At 52.2% G+C, this 19,138-nt stretch carries 18 protein-coding genes and 1 tRNA gene; 11 read left to right on the forward strand and 8 right to left on the reverse strand.

Translation table 11 applies throughout. From position 1 onward, the window contains the following. Positions 1–9: 9 nt before the first annotated feature. Both bacA and folB read right to left on the reverse strand, forming a co-directional pair. Positions 10–831 carry an undecaprenyl-diphosphate phosphatase gene (gene bacA / locus QUF14_RS19305; RefSeq protein ID WP_001305111.1) on the reverse strand — a complete coding sequence of 274 codons (822 nt, stop codon included), beginning with the start codon at positions 829–831 and terminating at the stop codon, positions 10–12. A gap of 90 nt (positions 832–921) precedes the next feature. Continuing rightward, a complete protein-coding gene (folB, locus tag QUF14_RS19310; protein WP_001295541.1) occupies positions 922–1,290 on the reverse strand; it encodes a bifunctional dihydroneopterin aldolase/7,8-dihydroneopterin epimerase in 369 nt (122 codons plus the stop codon). Positions 1,291–1,394: 104 nt separating this feature from the next. Between folB and plsY the strand changes: the two genes are divergently transcribed. Further along, positions 1,395–2,012 (forward strand): glycerol-3-phosphate 1-O-acyltransferase PlsY, encoded by a 618-nt coding sequence (gene plsY, locus QUF14_RS19315; RefSeq protein ID WP_001272796.1) that lies wholly within the window; start codon positions 1,395–1,397, stop codon positions 2,010–2,012. Between the two features lie 12 nt (positions 2,013–2,024). Here plsY and ttdR read toward each other — a convergent pair whose 3' ends face one another. Continuing rightward, positions 2,025–2,957 carry an L-tartrate utilization transcriptional activator TtdR gene (gene ttdR / locus QUF14_RS19320; RefSeq protein WP_000935203.1) on the reverse strand — a complete coding sequence of 311 codons (933 nt, stop codon included), beginning with the start codon at positions 2,955–2,957 and terminating at the stop codon, positions 2,025–2,027. Between the two features lie 206 nt (positions 2,958–3,163). Here ttdR and ttdA point away from each other — a divergent pair, with 206 nt between their 5' ends. Genes ttdA through ttdT form a run of 3 tightly spaced genes read left to right on the forward strand, consistent with a single transcriptional unit; the run spans position 3,164 to position 6,189 of the window. Further along, the gene (ttdA, locus tag QUF14_RS19325) at positions 3,164–4,075 is read left to right on the forward strand and encodes a L(+)-tartrate dehydratase subunit alpha (protein ID WP_000986806.1); all 912 of its coding nucleotides are present in this window, start codon (positions 3,164–3,166) and stop codon (positions 4,073–4,075) included. Continuing rightward, positions 4,072–4,677, forward strand: coding sequence for a L(+)-tartrate dehydratase subunit beta (gene ttdB / locus QUF14_RS19330; protein WP_000722957.1), 606 nt, complete (start codon positions 4,072–4,074; stop codon positions 4,675–4,677). Before ttdA ends, ttdB begins: the two co-directional genes overlap by 4 nt. 48 nt (positions 4,678–4,725) lie before the next feature. Next, the gene (gene ttdT, locus QUF14_RS19335) at positions 4,726–6,189 is read left to right on the forward strand and encodes an L-tartrate/succinate antiporter (RefSeq protein ID WP_000804924.1); all 1,464 of its coding nucleotides are present in this window, start codon (positions 4,726–4,728) and stop codon (positions 6,187–6,189) included. A 42-nt stretch (positions 6,190–6,231) separates the two neighbouring features. Here the strand turns inward: ttdT and tsaD are convergent, their stop codons facing one another. Continuing rightward, positions 6,232–7,245, reverse strand: a complete 1,014-nt coding sequence (gene tsaD, locus QUF14_RS19340; protein WP_001264365.1) for a tRNA (adenosine(37)-N6)-threonylcarbamoyltransferase complex transferase subunit TsaD — start codon at positions 7,243–7,245, stop codon at positions 6,232–6,234. 237 nt (positions 7,246–7,482) lie between these two features. On the opposite strand from tsaD, the gene rpsU reads away from it, so the two are divergent. The 3 genes from rpsU (at position 7,483) to rpoD (ending at position 11,590) form a co-directional block, all read left to right on the forward strand. Next, complete coding sequence (gene rpsU, locus QUF14_RS19345) at positions 7,483–7,698, forward strand: 30S ribosomal protein S21 (protein ID WP_001144069.1); 216 nt, start codon at positions 7,483–7,485, stop codon at positions 7,696–7,698. Between the two features lie 110 nt (positions 7,699–7,808). Beyond that, positions 7,809–9,554: a DNA primase gene (gene dnaG / locus QUF14_RS19350; protein ID WP_000918850.1), complete on the forward strand. Its 1,746-nt coding sequence runs from the start codon at positions 7,809–7,811 to the stop codon at positions 9,552–9,554. A gap of 194 nt (positions 9,555–9,748) precedes the next feature. After that, positions 9,749–11,590, forward strand: a complete 1,842-nt coding sequence (gene rpoD / locus QUF14_RS19355) for an RNA polymerase sigma factor RpoD (protein WP_000437371.1) — start codon at positions 9,749–9,751, stop codon at positions 11,588–11,590. Positions 11,591–11,668: 78 nt separating this feature from the next. Here rpoD and mug read toward each other — a convergent pair whose 3' ends face one another. Further along, positions 11,669–12,175, reverse strand: a complete 507-nt coding sequence (mug, locus tag QUF14_RS19360; RefSeq protein WP_000228932.1) for a G/U mismatch-specific DNA glycosylase — start codon at positions 12,173–12,175, stop codon at positions 11,669–11,671. 124 nt (positions 12,176–12,299) lie between these two features. Between mug and QUF14_RS19365 the strand changes: the two genes are divergently transcribed. Further along, positions 12,300–12,375 (forward strand) — tRNA-Ile (locus QUF14_RS19365). A 53-nt stretch (positions 12,376–12,428) separates the two neighbouring features. Here QUF14_RS19365 and nfeF read toward each other — a convergent pair. Then, entirely contained in the window at positions 12,429–13,193 is a 765-nt protein-coding gene (nfeF, locus tag QUF14_RS19370; protein WP_001065913.1) for an NADPH-dependent ferric chelate reductase NfeF, read from the reverse strand. A 287-nt stretch (positions 13,194–13,480) separates the two neighbouring features. Here nfeF and nfeR point away from each other — a divergent pair, with 287 nt between their 5' ends. After that, a complete protein-coding gene (gene nfeR, locus QUF14_RS19375; protein ID WP_000018005.1) occupies positions 13,481–14,104 on the forward strand; it encodes a DNA-binding transcriptional regulator NfeR in 624 nt (207 codons plus the stop codon). A 105-nt stretch (positions 14,105–14,209) separates the two neighbouring features. Here the strand turns inward: nfeR and aer are convergent, their stop codons facing one another. After that, positions 14,210–15,730 (reverse strand): aerotaxis sensor receptor Aer, encoded by a 1,521-nt coding sequence (gene aer, locus QUF14_RS19380; protein WP_000094709.1) that lies wholly within the window; start codon positions 15,728–15,730, stop codon positions 14,210–14,212. A 417-nt stretch (positions 15,731–16,147) separates the two neighbouring features. Here aer and ygjG point away from each other — a divergent pair, with 417 nt between their 5' ends. Continuing rightward, positions 16,148–17,527, forward strand: a complete 1,380-nt coding sequence (gene ygjG, locus QUF14_RS19385) for a putrescine aminotransferase (protein ID WP_001297164.1) — start codon at positions 16,148–16,150, stop codon at positions 17,525–17,527. 41 nt (positions 17,528–17,568) lie between these two features. Here the strand turns inward: ygjG and QUF14_RS19390 are convergent, their stop codons facing one another. Then, positions 17,569–17,901: a tRNA-binding protein gene (locus QUF14_RS19390; protein WP_000450597.1), complete on the reverse strand. Its 333-nt coding sequence runs from the start codon at positions 17,899–17,901 to the stop codon at positions 17,569–17,571. A gap of 218 nt (positions 17,902–18,119) precedes the next feature. Between QUF14_RS19390 and ebgR the strand changes: the two genes are divergently transcribed. Further along, entirely contained in the window at positions 18,120–19,103 is a 984-nt protein-coding gene (gene ebgR / locus QUF14_RS19395; RefSeq protein WP_000212435.1) for a transcriptional regulator EbgR, read from the forward strand. Positions 19,104–19,138 lie beyond the last annotated feature (35 nt).

Raw genomic sequence — 19,138 nt, forward strand, 5'->3', positions numbered from 1 at the left:
ATTCCTCAATCAAAAGAACACAACATACACCGCAGCCGCCACAATAAAGCGATAAATGGCGAACGGTATAAACGAAATGCGCTTAATCAATTGCAGGAAGGTTTTAATCGCTATCAGCGCCACTACGAAGGCAGTGATAAACCCAACGGCAAACATCGGGATATCGCCAGTTGTCAGGAAGCCCCAGCTTTTGTAGAGATCGAGCGCCGTTGCGCCCATCATCATCGGCACCGCCAGCAGGAACGAGAACTCGGAAGCCGCGTAACGGCTCACGCCCATCAGCATCCCGCCAGATATGGTCGCCCCGGAGCGTGAAAAACCCGGCCACAGCGCCAGACACTGGAAGCAGCCAATCATAAACGCCTGACGATAGGTCATATCATCGAGACCCGGCGCACGCGGTTCTTTTGGTTTCAGGCATTCGGCGGCAATCAGCAACAGACCGCCAACGACCAGCGCATACATCACATTTATTGGATTAAACAACGACTTAATCGTGTCGTGGAACAACAGCCCCAGTACTACCGCTGGGATCATGCCAAGCAGAATGTGGATCAGCGTTAAACGGCCTTTGCTTTCTCCTTCGTGTTGCAGCGGACGACCAAAGTGAATGCCAATCAGGCCAAACAGACGCCGCCAGAACATCACTACTACCGCCAGAATTGATCCTAACTGGATCACGACTTCAAAGGTTTTCGCCGTGTCGCCCTCAAATCCCAACAAGTGACCGACAATAATCATATGGCCCGTGCTGGATACCGGCAGAAATTCTGTCAATCCTTCGACCACACCCAATATTGCCGCTATCAGCAGCGAGTGCATATCGCTCATCAATAAACCCCTAAATTATAAAAATGTAACGCTTGTCCAAACTACTGCAGTATGACCAGGTTATAACCGTTTGGTTTAACAGCTGTAAAATTAATTATTTTCTTTCAGATTATTGCCACGCTCAATGATGACGCCAACATTCGCCGCCCGCGCCACTGCGCCTGGCTTGCTGAGTTTGATACGCACCCACGGCGAGTTGAAGCGTGCTAACAGCAGCTCCGCCACCTCTTCCGCCACACGTTCCACCAGCGCAAAACGCGCGCCCTCGACGTGGCTGACTACCGTTTCTGCAATGTCAGCGTAACTGAGGCAATCCGCCACATCATCACTTTTCGCCGCTTTACGGTTATCCCACGCCATTTCGATATCGAACACTAACTTCTGTTCGATGGTCTGTTCCCAGTCGTAAACACCAATAGTGGTGATTACCGAAAGTTGCTCTATAAATACAATATCCATCACGTCCTGCCTGCTTTTTGGCTAACCGGATACCACTTCCGGCGAAATGTGCGTATTATCCACAGATTCATCGTTGAACACGAATTTTCAAAACGGAACAGCTTATGAGTGCAATCGCGCCTGGAATGATCCTCATCGCGTACCTCTGCGGCTCCATTTCCAGTGCCATTCTGGTTTGCCGCTTGTGTGGGCTGCCCGATCCGCGAACCAGCGGCTCCGGTAATCCTGGCGCAACCAATGTGTTACGTATCGGTGGCAAGGGAGCAGCCGTAGCAGTACTGATTTTCGACGTTCTGAAAGGAATGTTGCCCGTCTGGGGCGCGTATGAATTAGGTGTCAGCCCCTTCTGGCTAGGCTTAATTGCCATCGCCGCCTGCCTTGGACACATCTGGCCCGTTTTCTTCGGTTTTAAAGGAGGAAAAGGCGTTGCTACCGCTTTTGGTGCCATCGCACCAATTGGCTGGGATCTCACCGGAGTAATGGCGGGAACCTGGTTACTGACCGTGCTATTGAGCGGATACTCGTCGCTGGGAGCGATTGTCAGCGCACTGATTGCTCCATTTTACGTCTGGTGGTTTAAGCCACAATTCACCTTCCCGGTTTCGATGCTCTCATGCCTGATCCTGCTGCGCCATCATGACAACATCCAGCGTCTGTGGCGTCGTCAGGAGACAAAAATCTGGACGAAATTCAAAAGAAAGCGCGAAAAGGATCCTGAGTGATTTTTCGCGAGTCTACATAACCTGATAGCCTTCGTCGGGCTTGCCCAGCCGCTGCTGGCACCATGCCGCCAGAAATTCCACGCAGACACGTAATTTCATGCTGCGATAGAGCGGCTCCCGGTAAACAGCCCAGATATTGGCGCTTTGTGCATACTCCGGCAATACTCGCACCAGTTTGCCACTCTCCAGAAACGGTAAAACATCCCACTCAGAACGCAGCATAATTCCTTTTCCTTCCAGCGCCCATTGCAGCACAATCTCGCCGCTATTGGAGGAAAGGTGCCCGCTTACCTTCACCGATTTTTTCTCCTGACCGTTCCCCAACTCCCATATTCCGTGGGTCATATCACGCTCTTTGGTCACCAGACAGTCATGACGACTTAATTCCTGCAAGGATAGTGGCTGCGGATATTTTTGCAGATACTCAGGTGCTGCACATAATATTCGTTTATTTTTTGTCAAAAGATGCGCAATATAATAATCAGGAATTTCGTCATTAATACGAATATCCAGATCAATATTATCCTGCACTAAATCAATTTGCCGATCGAACAATTCAAAATGCACCTGTAACTCAGGATAATTGCGCATCAGTTCGGTAATAGCTGGCGCAATATGGCTGCGCCCAAAACCAAAACTACAGCCAATACGAATCATCCCCTCCGGGCGCGTTTTGATTTGCGTGACGTCATCGACCAGTCGCTGATATTGGGTGAGGATTTCCAGCGCATGCTCGTAACAACGTTGGCCACTTTCAGTCAGCGCCACGCCGCGGGCGGAGCGGTTCAGCAGCGTTGTTGCCAGCGTATTTTCAAGGATTTGGATCCGCTTGGTGACAAATGCAGGCGTTTGCCCAAGCGTCGCCGCTGCAGCACTAAAACTCCCGCTGTGGACGATTTCTACCAGTACCTGCAAATCTTTGGCTAAAGGCCAGCTATTCAGCATCGTTAATTATCCGCAGTTGTGATAAGCGCAGTGTATTTCGCAAAACATTGCCATTCCCTGCTCTGGCGCAATATTCATTCTTATTTTCGCGTTGATTCACGAACTGTGAATTACATATTCACGGCGGCAAAAAATATAAAACCACATTTTTAGTGGTAGTTTGTGGCGGTGAATTTTTCCAGACAAATACATAAACTGGAGTTGCCATGATGAGCGAAAGTAATAAGCAACAGGCAGTGAATAAGTTGACGGAGATTGTCGCTAACTTTACCGCCATGATTTCTACCCGAATGCCCGATGACGTGGTGGACAAACTAAAACAGCTAAAGGATGCCGAAACGTCGTCGATGGGGAAAATCATCTACCACACGATGTTCGACAACATGCAAAAAGCAATCGACCTGAATCGTCCTGCCTGTCAGGACACCGGCGAAATCATGTTTTTTGTTAAGGTCGGTTCCCGTTTCCCACTGCTTGGCGAGCTGCAAAGCATTCTTAAGCAAGCCGTGGAAGAGGCAACCGTCAAAGCGCCACTGCGTCACAATGCGGTAGAAATTTTTGACGAAGTGAACACCGGCAAAAATACCGGCAGCGGCGTACCGTGGGTCACCTGGGATATCGTCCCCGACGGTGACGATGCGGAAATCGAAGTTTACATGGCAGGCGGCGGCTGCACGTTGCCTGGTCGTTCGAAAGTGTTAATGCCGTCGGAAGGCTACGAAGGCGTAGTGAAATTCGTCTTCGAAAATATCTCCACCCTCGCCGTAAACGCCTGTCCACCGGTACTGGTAGGCGTGGGCATCGCCACCTCGGTGGAAACCGCCGCTGTGCTCTCACGTAAAGCCATTTTGCGCCCGATTGGCAGCCGCCATCCCAATCCAAAAGCGGCAGAGCTGGAACTACGCCTGGAAGAAGGACTCAACCGTCTGGGGATTGGTCCACAGGGGCTGACTGGCAACAGTTCAGTGATGGGCGTACATATCGAATCTGCCGCCCGCCATCCGTCAACCATCGGCGTTGCTGTTTCTACCGGCTGCTGGGCGCATCGTCGCGGCACACTGCTGGTTCATGCCGATCTCACCTTTGAAAATCTGTCTCACACCCGGAGCGCGTTATGAAAAAGATCCTGACAACCCCGATCAAAGCTGAAGATCTGCAAGATATTCGCGTCGGCGATGTGATCTACCTGACCGGTACGCTGGTAACCTGCCGTGACGTTTGTCACCGTCGCTTGATCGAACTCAAACGTCCGATCCCTTACGATCTCAACGGCAAAGCGATTTTCCACGCTGGCCCCATCGTGCGCAAAAACGGCGACAAATGGGAGATGGTATCCGTCGGCCCGACAACCAGTATGCGTATGGAAAGTTTTGAACGTGAATTTATCGAACAGACCGGCGTGAAACTGGTGGTCGGCAAAGGCGGAATGGGGCCGCTGACCGAAGAAGGCTGCCAGAAATTCAAGGCGCTGCATGTGATTTTCCCGGCAGGCTGCGCAGTACTGGCGGCAACCCAGGTGGAAGAGATTGAAGAGGTGCACTGGACAGAACTCGGGATGCCGGAGTCGCTGTGGGTCTGCCGGGTCAAAGAGTTCGGTCCGCTGATTGTCTCTATTGATACCCACGGCAACAACCTGATAGCCGAAAACAAAAAGCTGTTCGCCGAACGCCGCGATCCCATCGTGGAAGAGATTTGCGAGCACGTCCACTACATCAAATAACCCTCCCGGAGAGGCTCACCCCCTCTCCTTTTTCGCAGGCATAACACGATGAAACCTTCCACTGAATGGTGGCGATACCTTGCGCCGCTGGCGGTCATCGCCATTATTGCTCTAATTCCGGTTCCCGCAGGGCTGGAGAGTCATACCTGGCTCTACTTTGCCGTTTTTACTGGCGTGATCGTTGGACTGATCCTCGAACCCGTGCCGGGTGCCGTGGTGGCGATGGTGGGTATCTCCATTATCGCCATTCTCTCGCCGTGGCTGCTGTTTAGCCCGGAGCAGCTCGCCCAGCCAGGTTTTAAGTTCACCGCCAAATCCCTCTCCTGGGCGGTTTCTGGTTTTTCTAATTCGGTTATCTGGCTGATTTTCGCCGCCTTTATGTTTGGCACAGGCTATGAAAAAACCGGGCTGGGGCGACGTATCGCGCTGATTCTGGTGAAAAAGATGGGGCATCGTACGCTGTTTCTCGGCTATGCGGTGATGTTCTCCGAGCTGATCCTGGCACCTGTAACACCGTCCAACTCAGCGCGCGGTGCGGGGATTATCTATCCCATCATCCGTAACCTGCCACCGCTCTATCAATCACAACCAAACGACAGCAGTTCGCGCAGCATTGGCTCGTACATCATGTGGATGGGGATTGTTGCCGACTGTGTGACCAGCGCCATTTTCCTGACGGCGATGGCACCTAACTTGCTGTTAATTGGCCTGATGAAAAGCGCATCTCACGCCACACTGAGTTGGGGCGACTGGTTTCTCGGCATGTTGCCGCTCAGCATTTTACTGGTTCTGCTGGTTCCCTGGCTGGCTTACGTGCTGTACCCGCCGGTACTGAAGTCTGGTGATCAGGTGCCACGCTGGGCAGAGACGGAACTGCAGGCAATGGGCCCGCTCTGTTCGCGTGAAAAACGGATGCTGGGGCTGATGGTAGGCGCACTGGTGCTGTGGATTTTCGGCGGTGATTATATCGATGCCGCGATGGTCGGTTACAGCGTGGTGGCACTGATGCTGCTTCTGCGCATTATCTGCTGGGACGATATTGTCAGTAATAAAGCGGCGTGGAACGTTTTCTTCTGGCTGGCCTCGCTTATCACCCTCGCTACCGGACTCAACAACACCGGTTTTATTAGCTGGTTTGGCAAACTGTTAGCAGGCAGCTTAAGCGGTTATTCGCCAACGATGGTGATGGTGGCGTTGATTGTGGTCTTTTATCTGCTACGCTACTTCTTTGCCAGCGCCACGGCGTATACCTCCGCTCTCGCGCCGATGATGATTGCCGCCGCGCTGGCGATGCCGGAAATCCCGCTTCCCGTGTTCTGCCTGATGGTTGGCGCGGCCATTGGTCTGGGGAGCATTCTTACACCATACGCCACCGGACCCAGTCCGATTTACTACGGTAGTGGTTATCTGCCAACGGTGGATTACTGGCGACTGGGTGCAATTTTTGGGCTGATATTCCTCGTGTTGCTGGTGATTACCGGCTTACTGTGGATGCCCGTGGTGTTGCTTTAAGTGAGGACGGTGCCGGAAGTGACTCTCCGGCACCTAATAGTTTTACGCGGCCGGTAACTCTGCCAGCGGCCAGCGCGGACGCACGCTAACGCCGAGATCCGCCGTCGCGCCTGCTTTAAACCGCACCATTCCGGCATAGGCGATCATCGCGCCGTTATCAGTACAAAATTCCGGACGCGCGTAGAACACTTCGCCACGGCGTTTTTTCATCATTTCAGCCAGCTTCGCCCGTAACGTGCGGTTAGCACTCACGCCGCCTGCCATTACCAGTCGCTTAAAGCCCGTCTGATCCAGCGCTCGCTTACACTTAATCATCAACGTATCGACCACCGCATCTTCAAAGGCGCGGGCGATATCAGCACGCGTCTGGTCGTCGGTGCCGTTGTCACGAATCGTGTTCGCCGCAAAGGTTTTCAGACCAGAAAAGCTGAAATCCAGCCCCGGACGGTCGGTCATCGGGCGCGGGAAGACAAAGCGCCCGGCAGTACCTTGAGCCGCCATTTTCGACAGTAATGGCCCGCCAGGATAATCCAGCCCTAACAGTTTCGCGGTTTTATCAAACGCTTCACCGGCGGCATCATCGATAGACTCTCCGAGCAGCTCGTACTGACCAATGCCAGTCACACTGATTAACTGCGTATGACCGCCGGAAACCAGCAGCGCCACAAACGGAAATTCCGGTGGGTTATCTTCCAGCATCGGCGCTAACAGATGCCCTTCCATATGGTGTACCGGGATCGCCGGAACGTTCCAGGCAAACGCCAGCGAACGCCCGACCGTTGCGCCAACCAACAGCGCACCGACTAATCCAGGGCCTGCAGTATAGGCCACGGCGTCAATGTCTTTTGCCGTTAAACCGGACTCTTTCAGCGCCGCCTGGATCAACGGTACGGTTTTACGCACGTGATCGCGGGAGGCCAGTTCAGGCACGACGCCGCCGTAGTCAGCGTGCAATTTCACCTGACTATACAATTGGTTGGCTAACAAACCTTTTTCATCGTCGTAAATGGCGATGCCGGTTTCATCGCAGGAAGTTTCAATACCCAGTACACGCATGACTTGTTTTACCTCGCTTTATTACCGCGCAGTGTAGGACCAATGCGGGTTGATGTAAAACTTTGTTCGCCCCTGGAGAAAGCCTCGTGTATACTCCTCACCCTTATAAAAGTCCCTTTCAAAAAAGGCCGCGGTGCTTTACAAAGCAGCAGCAATTGCAGTAAAATTCCGCACCATTTTGAAATAAGCTGGCGTTGATGCCAGCGGCAAACCGAATTAATCAAAGGTGAGAGGCACATGCCGGTAATTAAAGTACGTGAAAACGAGCCGTTCGACGTAGCTCTGCGTCGCTTCAAGCGTTCCTGCGAAAAAGCAGGTGTTCTGGCGGAAGTTCGTCGTCGTGAGTTCTATGAAAAACCGACTACCGAACGTAAGCGCGCTAAAGCTTCTGCAGTGAAACGTCACGCGAAGAAACTGGCTCGCGAAAACGCACGCCGCACTCGTCTGTACTAATTCCCCGAGAGCGTTGCTCTCCGATCAGACCGAGTTGTAGTTGTAAGGCCGTGCTTCCGAAAGGAATGCGCGGCTTATTTTCGTTTATGAATTGCTAAAAATCGGGGCCTATGGCTGGACGAATCCCACGCGTATTCATTAATGATCTGCTGGCACGCACTGACATCGTCGATCTGATCGATGCCCGTGTAAAGCTGAAAAAGCAGGGCAAGAATTTTCACGCGTGTTGTCCATTCCACAACGAGAAAACCCCGTCATTCACCGTTAACGGTGAGAAACAGTTTTACCACTGCTTTGGATGTGGCGCGCACGGCAACGCGATCGACTTCCTGATGAACTATGACAAGCTCGAGTTCGTCGAAACGGTCGAAGAGCTGGCGGCAATGCACAATCTTGAAGTGCCATTTGAAGCAGGCAGCGGCCCCAGTCAGATCGAACGCCATCAACGGCAAACGCTTTATCAGTTGATGGACGGTCTGAATACGTTTTACCAACAATCTTTACAGCAACCTGTAGCCACGTCTGCGCGCCAGTATCTGGAAAAACGCGGACTAAGCCACGAGGTTATCGCCCGCTTTGCGATTGGTTTTGCGCCCCCCGGCTGGGACAACGTCCTGAAACGGTTTGGCGGTAATCCAGAAAATCGTCAGTCATTGATTGATTCGGGCATGTTGGTCACCAACGATCAGGGGCGCAGTTACGATCGTTTCCGCGAGCGGGTGATGTTCCCCATTCGCGATAAACGCGGTCGGGTAATTGGTTTTGGCGGGCGCGTGCTGGGCAACGATACCCCCAAATACCTGAACTCGCCGGAAACCGATATTTTCCATAAAGGCCGCCAGCTATACGGTCTTTATGAGGCGCAGCAGGATAACGCTGAACCCAATCGTCTGCTTGTGGTCGAAGGCTATATGGACGTGGTGGCGCTGGCGCAATACGGCATTAATTACGCCGTCGCATCGTTAGGCACGTCAACCACTGCCGATCACATTCAGTTGTTGTTCCGCGCGACCAACAATGTCATTTGCTGTTATGACGGCGACCGTGCCGGTCGCGATGCTGCCTGGCGAGCGTTGGAAACGGCGTTGCCTTACATGACAGACGGACGGCAGCTACGTTTTATGTTTTTGCCTGATGGCGAAGACCCTGACACGCTGGTGCGCAAAGAAGGTAAAGAAGCGTTTGAAGCGCGGATGGAGCAGGCGATGCCGCTCTCCGCATTTCTGTTTAACAGTCTGATGCCGCAAGTTGATCTGAGTACCCCTGACGGGCGCGCACGTTTGAGTACGCTGGCACTGCCATTGATATCGCAGGTGCCGGGCGAAACGCTGCGAATATATCTTCGTCAGGAATTAGGCAACAAATTAGGCATACTTGATGACAGCCAGCTTGAACGATTAATGCCAAAAGCGACGGAGAGCAGCGTTTCTCGCCCTGTTCCACAGCTAAAACGCACGACCATGCGTATACTTATAGGGTTGCTGGTGCAAAATCCAGAATTAGCGACATTGGTCCCGCCGCTTGAGAATCTGGATGAAAATAAGCTCCCTGGACTTGGCTTATTCAGAGAACTGGTCAACACTTGTCTCTCTCAGCCAGGTCTGACCACCGGGCAACTTTTAGAGCACTATCGTGGTACAAATAATGCTGCCACCCTTGAAAAACTGTCGATGTGGGACGATATAGCAGATAGGAATATTGCTGAGCAAACCTTCACCGACTCACTCAACCATATGTTTGATTCGCTGCTTGAACTGCGCCAGGAAGAGTTAATCGCTCGTGAGCGCACGCATGGTTTAAGCAACGAAGAACGCCTGGAGCTCTGGACATTAAACCAGGAGCTGGCGAAAAAGTAATTTAACGGCTTAAGTGCCGAAGAGCGATCGGGAAGCCCCCGACAGCCGCACTGAGAGGCAGCGGCAAATATATAAGTACGCCCTCGTAATTATCGTTGGCGGTAAATAACCGTTGGATTTCAGCGTTAACGGCTGAAGGACAGCGGGTCAATCGCCCAACACCAACCTCATGAAATAAGTGTGGATACCGTCTTATGGAGCAAAACCCGCAGTCACAGCTGAAACTTCTTGTCACCCGTGGTAAGGAGCAAGGCTATCTGACCTATGCCGAGGTCAATGACCATCTGCCGGAAGATATCGTCGATTCAGATCAGATCGAAGACATCATCCAAATGATCAACGACATGGGCATTCAGGTGATGGAAGAAGCACCGGATGCCGATGATCTGATGCTGGCTGAAAACACCGCGGACGAAGATGCTGCCGAAGCCGCCGCGCAGGTGCTTTCCAGCGTGGAATCTGAAATCGGGCGCACGACTGACCCGGTACGCATGTACATGCGTGAAATGGGCACCGTTGAACTGTTGACCCGCGAAGGCGAAATTGACATCGCTAAGCGTATTGAAGACGGGATCAACCAGGTTCAATGCTCCGTTGCTGAATATCCGGAAGCGATCACCTATCTGCTGGAACAGTACGATCGTGTTGAAGCAGAAGAAGCGCGTCTGTCCGATCTGATCACCGGCTTTGTTGACCCGAACGCAGAAGAAGATCTGGCACCTACCGCCACTCACGTCGGTTCTGAGCTTTCCCAGGAAGATCTGGACGATGACGAAGATGAAGACGAAGAAGATGGCGATGACGACAGCGCCGATGATGACAACAGCATCGACCCGGAACTGGCTCGCGAAAAATTTGCGGAACTGCGCGCTCAGTACGTTGTAACGCGTGACACCATCAAAGCGAAAGGTCGCAGTCACGCAGCCGCTCAGGAAGAGATCCTGAAACTGTCTGAAGTATTCAAACAGTTCCGCCTGGTACCGAAGCAGTTTGACTACCTGGTCAACAGCATGCGCGTCATGATGGACCGCGTTCGTACGCAAGAACGTCTGATCATGAAGCTCTGCGTTGAGCAGTGCAAAATGCCGAAGAAAAACTTCATTACCCTGTTTACCGGCAACGAAACCAGCGATACCTGGTTCAACGCGGCAATTGCAATGAACAAGCCGTGGTCGGAAAAACTGCACGATGTCTCTGAAGAAGTGCATCGCGCCCTGCAGAAACTGCAGCAGATTGAAGAAGAAACAGGCCTGACCATCGAGCAGGTTAAAGATATCAACCGTCGTATGTCCATCGGTGAAGCGAAAGCCCGCCGTGCGAAGAAAGAGATGGTTGAAGCGAACTTACGTCTGGTTATTTCTATCGCCAAGAAATACACCAACCGTGGCTTGCAGTTCCTTGACCTGATTCAGGAAGGTAACATCGGCCTGATGAAAGCGGTAGATAAGTTCGAATATCGCCGTGGTTACAAGTTCTCCACCTACGCAACCTGGTGGATCCGTCAGGCGATCACCCGCTCTATCGCGGATCAGGCGCGCACCATCCGTATTCCGGTGCATATGATTGAGACTATCAACAAGCTCAACCGTATTTCTCGCCAGATGCTGCAAGAGATGGGCCGCGAGCCGACGCCGGAAGAACTGGCTGAACGTATGCTGATGCCGGAAGACAAGATCCGCAAAGTGCTGAAGATCGCCAAAGAGCCAATCTCCATGGAAACGCCGATCGGTGATGATGAAGATTCGCATCTGGGTGATTTCATCGAGGACACTACCCTCGAGCTGCCGCTGGATTCTGCGACTACCGAAAGCCTGCGTGCGGCAACGCACGACGTGCTGGCTGGCCTGACCGCGCGTGAAGCGAAAGTTCTGCGTATGCGCTTCGGTATCGATATGAACACCGACCACACGCTGGAAGAAGTGGGTAAACAGTTCGACGTTACCCGTGAACGTATCCGTCAGATCGAAGCGAAGGCGCTGCGTAAACTGCGTCACCCGAGCCGTTCTGAAGTACTGCGTAGCTTCCTGGACGATTAATCGGTAGGCCGGATCAGGCGTTACACCACATCCGGCACTTTTCCCTTTGCACAAACGCCACCTTTTCGGTGGCGTTTTTTATCGCCCACGCACTACCAGCGCCTGGTCCAGTTCCCGATACGCCTCAACCAGTTTCTCCAGTGAAACGCGACTTAAACCGCTGGGATTTGGCAGTACCCAAATCTGCGTCGAACCAATAGTGAGCGTTTGCTTCCCCCACTGTGCACCGCGTTGGCTGAATCCTTGCTCAAACGCCTGTTTGCCCAGAATTGCCAACGCTTGTGGTTGGTAATCTTCAATTTTTTCAATCAGCTTACGCCCGCCTGCGTGCAGCTCCTGCTTTGAAACTTCATTGGCTTGCACTGTTGGACGGTCTACAAGTTTGGTGACACCACAACGATAATCCAGCAGATGCTGTGCCTCCTGCGGCTTCAACTGACGGTCGGTAAACCCAGCCTGATATATCACCTTCCAGAAGCGATTTGCCGGATGAGCAAAGGGAAAACCAGTTCCGGCGGATGAAAGACCAGGATTGATACCGCAAAACACAACCCGTAACCCTGGAGCCAAAATATCCTCAACCATATTTACTCCTTTCTAACATCACCAGGAAAAGTATAACGGATTGAAAATACATTGTTTATAAAAACAGCAGGCGAGCGGTAATGGCTGGATTGCGACACGGAGTTACTTTATAATCCGCTACCATGGCCCCTTAGCTCAGTGGTTAGAGCAGGCGACTCATAATCGCTTGGTCGCTGGTTCAAGTCCAGCAGGGGCCACCAGATATAGCAAAGGCTGACGAGAAATCGTCAGCCTTTTTCTTTTTATATATCAGTTACTTTTCGTGCCAGTAAGCCGCTGCGCGTACCCGCTGTGGGTCATACTGTTCCGCTTCAAAGCGGCTGCTTAAATTCTTAACGACTTTGCCTTCGCCGGTTATCCAGATGAAGTAATCATCGGCAGGGATTTGCAGCTGCGCCAGGCGTGCGTCTACCGCCTGCTCATCATGCGCCAACCATTCGATATTAAAACCATCAAGGTGCACGAGATAATCCTGACAGGCGTTATCCTGTACGCTGACCAGCGCGGTAACTTGCGGTTTAACGGCAAGTTTACTCAACGTTTCCAGGCGGCGGCGCAGTGCCGGCATTCCGGACTCATCGCAAACATACACCTGATACGCGTAATCTTCCGGCACCACCAGCGAACCGCGCGGCCCTGCCACCGTGAGTTTATCGCCCGGTTGCGCCTGCATCGCCCAGCTGCTGGCGACTCCGCCGTCGTGAATAAAGAAATCGATCGCCAGTTCATGACGTTGTTCGTCATACAGTGGCGTATAGTCACGCGACGGTGGGCGTGGTCCTTCCGGCCAGACGATCCCCTCTTCCGTTACCGCTGGCGGCACAAAGTGAACGTCAGATTGAGGAAAGAAGAGTTTGCTGTGATCGTCAAAGCCGCGCGATGTAAAACCGTCCAGCGCCTCGCCGCCGAGGACAATGCGCTGAAAACCGGCACTGATACGCTCAACGCGTAACACAGTCAGTTCACGGAAGCGCAGATCATTGCGAACGCGCTGCGGGTAGCGGGGGGAGTTATTCATTGTTATCGCCTTCGTGATGGTAATCAGATATATCTAAATAATTTTCGTAAATGATAATGATTGTTAATCATGATAAATGCAAGCGATTTGTAGAATTGATATGTCTATAGTCTGATAAGACGAACCGCCTCTTCTCAGGCATCATTACTCAACGCCGGATGCGGCGTGAACGCCTTATCCGGCCTACGTGTGAGATGAGTCCACGTTTAAAAATCATTTTTACACTTGCAAGAGCGCTCATATCAGATATAAATTAGATATATCTAATTAAGCAAAAGGAGGCTGATATGAGCCATCATCACGAAGGGTGTTGTAAACATGAAGGCCAGCCACGTCATGAAGGCTGCTGCAAAGGTGAGAAATCAGAACACGAACACTGTGGACACGGTCACCAGCATGAACACGGTCAATGCTGTGGTGGTCGCCACGGTCGCGGCGGCGGTCGACGGCAACGTTTCTTTGGTCACGGCGAATTGCGTCTGGTGATTCTGGATATTCTCTCGCGCGATGACAGCCACGGTTACGAATTGATTAAAGCGATTGAAAATCTGACCCAGGGAAATTACACCCCAAGCCCGGGCGTCATCTACCCGACGCTGGATTTTCTTCAGGAGCAGTCGCTAATTACCATCCGCGAAGAGGAAGGTGGTAAGAAGCAGATTGCGCTGACCGAACAGGGCGCGCAGTGGCTGGAAGAAAACCGCGAACAGGTGGAGATGATCGAAGAACGCATCAAAGCGCGTTGCGTTGGTGCTGCACTCCGTCAGAACCCGCAAATGAAGCGGGCACTGGATAATTTTAAAGCGGTGCTGGATTTACGCGTCAACCAGAGCGATATCACTGATGCACAAATAAAAAAGATCATTGCGGTGATCGACCGCGCCGCTTTTGATATTACCCAACTGGATTAATCACCGATTGCCGGATGTGGCGTGCCCTACCCCCCCGTAGGCCTGATAAGATGCGCCAGCATCGCATCAGGCATTGTGCGCCAACCGCCGGATGCGGCATATCGATTAATGCAGCACCGTCACCGCGTCTTCCAGTCGGCTAGCGCGGTGTTTCACCATCGCCGACACCTGCGCACTCTCTTCCACTAACTCGGCGTTTTTCTGGGTGATCAGGTTAAGCTCATCCACTGCACGGGTCAGGCTGGAAAGCCCATCGGACTGTTCCAACGTTGAATGGCTAATCTGAGCTATCAACTGGGTGACGTTTTTTACCTGCGCCACAATATCTTCCATCGTCCGTCCGGCGGCGTGTACCTGCTGCGAACCGGATTGCACCTTATCAGCACTGGCATCAATCAGCTTGCGAATATCGTTAGCGGCATTAGCACTGCGGCTGGCTAAATGACGCACTTCCCCTGCCACCACTGCAAAACCTTTGCCTTGTTCTCCGGCACGCGCCGCTTCCACCGCCGCATTCAGGGCGAGAATATTGGTCTGAAACGCAATATCGTTAATCAGCGAAGTAATGGTGCCAATGCGCTGGGTACTGTCAGCAATATCGTCCATCGTTTTGATCACCGTGGACATCGCCTCCCCGCCCTGCACGGCCGCATTACTGGCGGTGATCGAAAGTTTATCGGCAGCCGACGCCGTGGCAGAGTTCTGTTTCACCGACGCCGCCATCTGGTTCATGGTCGCCACCGTTTGCTGAACATTATCAACCGTCTGTTGGGTATGTTCGTTCAGTTCATCAGTGCCTTTCGCCAGCGTCTCGCTGCCGTTTCTGACACTGGATACCTGGCTCGAGACATCGTTAATTAGCCAACGGCACATCAGGCCAAGCTGCCCTACCGCGCGTAATGTCAGCCCTAGCTCATCGCTGCGATTCAGATGCTCAACACTATTACGTTCTCCGGTCGCCACCTTCAGTGCCTGACGGGCGACATTTTCTATCGGGCGCACAATCTGCCATTCAAAACAGGCGCTTACTAACAATACCACTAATGCACAGAGGAAATACGACACCACCGGGGCAGCAACAAACCAAAGCATAGCCGCCAACAAGATAAACATCAGCGTCATCACTCCACGCGCCCGCCAGCGAAGCGGCAATGAAGGCAGTTTTCCCAGCCAGCCTTTACGCACCACCAGGCCTTTATGAATACGCTTACTGGTACGTCCGGCCTTCAGCGCTTTGTACAGCGGCTCCACCGCTGCGATCTCTTCATCCGTCGCCCGGGTACGAATCGACATATAGCCACTGATTTTTCCTTCGCGCACCATCGGTACCGCATTGGCCCGCACCCAATAATGGTCGCCATTTTTGCGGCGATTTTTCACGATGCCGCTCCAGGGCTCCCCTTTTTTCAGGGTGAACCACATATCCGCAAACGCCGCTTTTGGCATATCGGGATGACGCACCATATTGTGCGGCTGCCCCTGTAACTCCTGCAAGGTATAGCCGCTCACCTGCACAAAAGTGTCATTAGCATGAGTGATATAGCTTTGCAGATCGGTAGTGGACATCAGAGTGGTGTCGTCCGCCAGCGGGGTATTTTGCTGGGTGACATACGGATGAGAAGACATGTTCGCGTCCTGTGCAGGTTATATGGTTGTTAACTTCTTGTCAGAGTTTATGTCGGCCCCGCTGCGGTTATCTTTAACCGATTAATTTGATTTAGATCGCAATTTGCGATTAAAGCACAAATCTAATACCTTGATTTAAAATACTTTCACTCTGTTACTATACGAAAACGTTAATTATCTTGCCCAAAAATCAGGCATTTATTGCCCTAAAAGCGTGCATTTGCGCAGCGATCACCACATTCATACCCAATATAGACCGTGCAAAATAACAGCAAATGTTAACAAATAGCATTAAATATTGCGTAAATGATAACCACATTTGTGTTTATCCCGATTTTCGCGATTGCAGCCGGAGTGGCGCAATACCTGCAATACTTAAATCGGTATCATGTGATACGCGAGCCTCCGGAGCATATTTTGAACAGGTTACCTTCGAGCGCATCGGCTTTAGCGTGCAGCGCCCACGCCCTGAATCTCATTGAGAAGCGAACGCTGGATCATGAGGAGATGAAAGCACTTAACCGAGAGGTCATTGAATACTTCAAAGAGCATGTCAATCCGGGGTTTTTAGAGTATCGCAAATCTGTTACCGCCGGCGGGGATTACGGAGCCGTAGAGTGGCAAGCGGGAGGTTTAAATACGCTTGTCGACACCCAGGGACAGGAGTTTATCGACTGCCTTGGAGGTTTTGGAATTTTCAACGTGGGGCACCGTAATCCAGTTGTGGTTTCCGCCGTACAGAATCAACTTGCGAAACAACCGTTGCACAGCCAGGAGCTGCTTGATCCGTTACGGGCGATGCTGGCGAAAACCCTTGCTGCGCTAACGCCCGGTAAGCTGAAATACAGCTTCTTCTGTAATAGCGGCACCGAGTCCGTTGAAGCAGCGCTGAAGCTGGCGAAGGCTTATCAGTCGCCGCGCGGCAAGTTTACTTTTATTGCCACCAGCGGCGCGTTCCACGGTAAATCACTTGGCGCGCTGTCGGCCACGGCGAAATCGACCTTCCGCAAACCGTTTATGCCGTTACTGCCGGGCTTCCGTCATGTACCGTTTGGCAATATCGAAGCCATGCGCACGGCTCTTAACGAGTGCAAAAAAACCGGTGACGATGTTGCCGCAGTGATCCTTGAGCCGATTCAGGGCGAAGGTGGCGTAATTCTGCCGCCGCCGGGCTATCTCACCGCCGTGCGTAAGCTGTGCGATGAGTTCGGCGCACTGATGATCCTCGATGAAGTACAAACGGGCATGGGGCGCACGGGCAAGATGTTCGCCTGCGAGCATGAGAACGTTCAGCCGGACATTCTGTGTCTGGCAAAAGCCCTCGGCGGCGGCGTGATGCCGATTGGCGCGACCATCGCCACTGAAGAGGTGTTCTCAGTTCTGTTCGACAACCCGTTCCTGCATACCACCACCTTTGGCGGCAACCCGCTGGCCTGTGCGGCGGCGCTGGCGACCATCAATGTGTTGCTGGAGCAGAACTTACCGGCTCAGGCTGAGCAAAAAGGCGATATGTTGCTGGACGGTTTCCGTCAACTGGCGCGGGAATATCCCGATCTGGTACAGGAAGCGCGTGGTAAAGGGATGTTGATGGCGATTGAGTTTGTTGATAACGAAATCGGCTATAACTTTGCCAGCGAGATGTTCCGCCAGCGCGTCCTGGTGGCCGGAACGCTCAATAACGCCAAAACGATCCGCATTGAACCGCCACTGACACTGACCATTGAACAGTGCGAACTGGTGATCAAAGCGGCGCGTAAGGCGCTGGCGGCCATGCGAGTAAGTGTCGAAGAAGCGTAATATCAAATCGGATGGCGATACGACGTCACCATCCGATTGTTTTATACGATACGTACGCCCGCAGGCATCATCCGCTCCGGCGTTAACAGCACGCTTTCACTGCCATCATCGGTTTCCGCACACAACAGCATGCATTCCGATGTTTCACCACGCATTTTTGCTTTTTGCAGATTGCATAAGACCACCACCGTTTTCCCCATCAGCTCTTCTTCGCTGTAGTACGGCACCAGGCTGGTCACGGTTTGCAGCGTTTTTTCACCAACATCAACCTGTACGATGTACAGCTTGTCAGCGTTTTCATGGCGTTCAACTTCCACAATCTTTCCAACGCGCATTTCCAGACGCGCGAAATCGGTATAAGCCACGGTTTCCATTGTTATCCCCCTTCAAGTAAAATTTTACTAAACTATAGCAAAAAATTTTCTCAATCCTGTAGGCTAAAAATGGAGAATGCAGGCATGATCACATTCGTAAGCCGCTGTGTTACCGTTACAGCGTCAAAGAACCGCGCTTTATTTACTGAAAACAGGTGACCCGATAAGCACTTCCTCTACAATGGGGGCGCACATCAGGGAAAGTAAAAAAGGTAAACATGGCAACACTAAAAGACATCGCAATCGAAGCTGGCGTATCCCTGGCGACAGTATCCAGGGTCTTAAATGACGATCCGACATTGAATGTGAAAGAAGAGACGAAACATCGTATTCTCGAGATCGCCGAAAAGCTGGAGTACAAGACCAGTAGCGCCCGTAAACTACAGACAGGCGCAGTCAACCAGCACCATATTTTGGCTATCTACAGCTACCAACAAGAGCTGGAAATCAACGATCCTTACTATCTGGCGATCCGCCACGGCATTGAAACCCAGTGCGAAAAACTGGCGATCGAACTGACCAACTGTTATGAACACAACGGTTTGCCAGACATTAAAAACGTCACCGGTATTTTGATTGTCGGCAAACCCACGCCAGCCTTGCGCGCCGCCGCCTGCGCGTTGACCGACAATATCTGTTTTATCGACTTTCACGAACCCGGCAGCGGTTACGATGCGGTGGATATCGATCTGGCACGTATCAGTAAAGAAATCATCGACTTCTATATCAACCAGGGCGTTAATCGTATTGGTTTTATTGGCGGTGAAGATGAGCCTGGCAAGGCGGATATTCGTGAGGTCGCCTTTGCGGAATATGGCCGACTGAAACAAGTGGTACGCGAAGAGGATATCTGGCGCGGCGGTTTTTCCAGTTCGTCGGGCTATGAACTGGCAAAACAGATGCTGGCGCAGGAAGACTATCCGAAGGCACTGTTTGTTGCTTCCGATTCCATTGCTATCGGCGTACTGCGGGCAATTCATGAACGTGGCCTGAACATCCCACAGGATATTTCGCTTATCAGCGTTAACGATATCCCCACCGCACGATTTACCTTTCCGCCGCTCTCCACCGTGCGCATCCATTCCGAGATGATGGGAAGCCAGGGCGTTAACCTGGTGTATGAAAAAGCCCGCGATGGTCGCGCGCTGCCGCTGTTAGTCTTCGTTCCCAGCAAATTAAAACTGCGCGGCACGACCCGTTAAATCCCCTTACACACTGTCCGGCAATCGTTTTTGCC

This window comes from Escherichia sp. HH091_1A, from assembly GCF_030295175.1.
Taxonomy (GTDB): Bacteria; Pseudomonadota; Gammaproteobacteria; order Enterobacterales; family Enterobacteriaceae; genus Escherichia; species Escherichia coli_F.